Annotated in this window: 4 protein-coding genes; all 4 read left to right on the forward strand. The window is 71.2% G+C overall.

Annotated elements, in window-relative coordinates; translation table 11 throughout:
- Nucleotides 1–168: 168 nt before the first annotated feature.
- The 4 genes from ADK86_RS14400 (at nt 169) to ADK86_RS14415 (ending at nt 3,016) form a co-directional block, all read left to right on the forward strand.
- Nucleotides 169–1,116: a proteasome assembly chaperone family protein gene (locus ADK86_RS14400; protein ID WP_030373268.1), complete on the forward strand. Its 948-nt coding sequence runs from the start codon at nt 169–171 to the stop codon at nt 1,114–1,116.
- 118 nt (nt 1,117–1,234) lie between these two features.
- On the forward strand, nt 1,235–1,840 hold the full coding sequence (coaE, locus tag ADK86_RS14405; RefSeq protein WP_053696960.1) for a dephospho-CoA kinase: 606 nt from the start codon (nt 1,235–1,237) through the stop codon (nt 1,838–1,840).
- Nucleotides 1,841–1,969: 129 nt separating this feature from the next.
- Nucleotides 1,970–2,383, forward strand: a complete 414-nt coding sequence (locus ADK86_RS14410) for a cupin domain-containing protein (RefSeq protein ID WP_324611392.1) — start codon at nt 1,970–1,972, stop codon at nt 2,381–2,383.
- Nucleotides 2,384–2,635: 252 nt separating this feature from the next.
- The gene (locus ADK86_RS14415) at nt 2,636–3,016 is read left to right on the forward strand and encodes a tetratricopeptide repeat protein (RefSeq protein ID WP_030589199.1); all 381 of its coding nucleotides are present in this window, start codon (nt 2,636–2,638) and stop codon (nt 3,014–3,016) included.
- Nucleotides 3,017–3,135 lie beyond the last annotated feature (119 nt).

Below are 3,135 nucleotides of genomic sequence, written 5' to 3' on the forward strand. Positions count from 1 at the left end.
GATGGGCGGTGAGTGAGGTAGGTGGGGGTGAGGTAGGTGGCGGGTGGGGGTGGTCGTCGGGGTGGTGCGGTGTGTGGGGGGGGGAGCCGCGGGGGCGTGATCGGCGGTGGGAATGCCGACGGCGCGTAGGACGTTCTGGGGGACGAACATCGAGGAGGAGCGGACACTGTGTTGGATCCCCAGGGTTTGTACGAATGGGAGCCGAGCGGGCTCGCGGCAGTGGAGGCGATCACCGCGCGGGACTCCGCGGGGCTGGTGCTGCTGTACCACTTCGACGGCTACATCGATGCAGGTGAGACCGGCGACCAGATCGTGGACCGGCTGCTGGGCAGCCTCTCCCACCGGGTCGTCGCCCGCTTCGACCACGACCGGCTCGTCGACTACCGCGCCCGCAGGCCGCTGCTCACCTTCCAGCGCCACCGCTGGACCGCGTACGAGACCCCGAGCATCGAGCTGCGGCTCGTCGAGGACGCCACCGGCGCGCCGTTCCTGCTGCTCTCCGGCCCGGAGCCGGACGTGGAATGGGAGCGCTTCGCGGCCGCGGTACGGCAGATGGTCGAGCGGCTCGGCGTACGGCTCGCGGTGAACTTCCACGGCATCCCGATGGGCGTCCCCCACACCCGCCCCGTGGGCATCACGCCGCACGGCAACCGCACCGACCTCATGCCCGGCCACGCCAGCGTCTTCGACGAGGCGCAGGTACCCGGCAGCGCCGAGGCGCTGATCGAGTTCCGGCTCGCGGAGGCCGGCCACGACGTACTGGGCGTCGCCGCGCACGTACCGCACTACGTGGCCCGGTCCCCGTACCCGGACGCCGCGCTGACCGCCCTGGAGGCGGTCACGGCCGCCACCGGCCTGGTGCTGCCGACCGCGGCGCACGCGCTGCGCACGGAGGCGCTGCGCACCCAGGAGGAGATCGAACGGCAGATCTCCGAGGGCGACGAGGAACTGGTCGCGCTGGTCAGCGGCCTTGAGCACCAGTACGACGCCGTGGCGGGCGCGGAAAGCCGCGGGAACCTGGTGGCCGAGCCGATGGAGCTGCCGTCGGCCGAGGAGATCGGGCGGGAGCTGGAGCGGTTCTTGGCGGAGAGGGAGGGGGAAGGGGGAGGGGCCTGAAGGCTCTGAGGAGCTGAGGGTCCTGAGGGGCTGAGTCCCCGAGGGGAGCGGGGCCTGGGCTGGGGAAAGGGGCGTCCGTCTTCCCTCCTGCCGCCTCCTCCGATGTAGCGTGTGCCGCATGGTGAAGGTGGGGCTTACGGGTGGTATCGGCGCGGGCAAGAGTGAGGTGTCGCGGCTGCTCGCCTCGTACGGCGCGGTGATCGTGGACGCCGACAAGATCGCACGCGAGGTGGTCGAGCCGGGCACGCCCGGACTTGCCGCCGTGACCGAGGAGTTCGGCCCGGAGGTGCTGGCCGCGGACGGTACGCTCGACCGGGCCAAACTGGGCGCGATCGTCTTCAACGATCCGGAAAAACTGCGGGCACTGAACGCGATCGTGCACCCGCTGGTGGGCGCGCGGTCGGCCGAACTGGAAGCCGCGGCAGGACCGCACGCGGTGGTCGTCCACGACGTGCCCCTCCTCACGGAGAACGGCCTCGCGCCTCTGTACGACCTGGTCATCGTCGTCGACGCCCGGCCCCGCACCCAGCTCGACCGGCTGGTACGCCTGCGTGGCATGGCCGAGGACGAGGCGAAGGCCCGCATGGAAGCCCAGGCGACCCGCGAACAGCGCCTGGCGATCGCCGACCTGATCATCGACAACGACGGCCCGCTGGAGGCTCTGGAGCCCCAGGTGCGCGAGGTGTGGGAGAGGGTACGGGGGTGGGAGGGGGCGGGGGCCTGAGCGGCGGGTTGGGGGCTGCTTACGGCAGGGGTTCGGGCCTGGGCGAATGTCGTACCTGCTGCGGACGCCGCGGCTGGAGCGGTGGGAGGCGGAGCAACGCGCCTTGACGGCGCAGCTATCCTCGCCGCCATGACCCGACCTGATCTTGCCTCCGTCCCGCCCTCGCCCGCTCCTCCTGCTCTTCCGTCCTCCGCCGGCTCCTTCGCCGTCCACATCCCCGGTGTGCCTGACGCGGAACTGGAGCCCGAGCCGCTGGACCCCGCCCAGATCATCTCCGGCGACCCGGTGGTGACCGGCAAGGTCCTGTGGGAGTCCCCGGACGGCAAGCAGATACGGGGAATCTGGCAGATCACCCCGGGCGTCGTCACCGACACCGAGGCGAACGAACTGTTCGTGGTCGTCAGCGGCCGGGCAACGATCGAGGTCGAGGACGGCCCGGTCCTGGAAGTGGGCCCGGGTGACGTCTGCATACTGCGCGAAGGCGACCGTACGCGCTGGACTGTGCACGAAACGTTGCGGAAGGCTTACCACATCAGCTTGTGAGCGCGTGTTCGGTGACGCAAAGGCCCCCGCCGCGTCCCGCAACTGCCTGGCCGACGCGCCCCCACCCTCGACAACCCAATCGGGTCTCCAGCGCCATGATTGGGGGCCGACCCGAGTGGGGAATGCGACGAAGGACGCACTTGTTGTGCCGCACGTAACGCCCGCACAACGGGCGGCGCATGTGCTTGCCCGCACCGAGCCGGCGAACGCCGTGCGAGCGCTGGTGGTCCGTAATACGGAAGAGGAGACGCCGTGGCCGAACGCAGCCCCGAGACGAACGTCATCAACTTCCGGGCCGCCGAGCAGTTGCTGGAGGCCCGCGACCCGCGTGGCGCCGTACAACTCCTGGACCCGGTCATCGCGGCCCACCCGGAGAACACCGCGGCCCGCCTACTGCGCGCCCGCGCCTTCTTCCTCGCAGCCCAACTCCGCCCGGCCGAGCTGGAATTCCAGATCGTCCTGGAACGCGAACCGGACAACGCCTTCGCCCACTTCGCCCTGGCCCGCACCCTTCAGCGCGCCAACCGCCCCGACGAGGCCCAACGCCACTTCCGCCTCGCCGCGGCTCTGGACCCCCGCCCAGACTTCCTGGAGGCCGCCCGCTTCGAGCCCCCTGCGCCCGAAGAGCCGTAGGCCGGGCGACCACGCACCGCTTCGTTCGCCTCCACCCGTCTCGCGCGGTCCGCTTGGCCTACCCAGCCCACGGGTTGCCGATGAAGTTGCTCTCCCTTTGGGGGCCGCCCCCCGCCCCC

It is taken from the genome of Streptomyces sp. NRRL F-5755, assembly GCF_001279365.1.
GTDB lineage: Bacteria > Actinomycetota > Actinomycetes > Streptomycetales > Streptomycetaceae > Streptomyces > Streptomyces rimosus.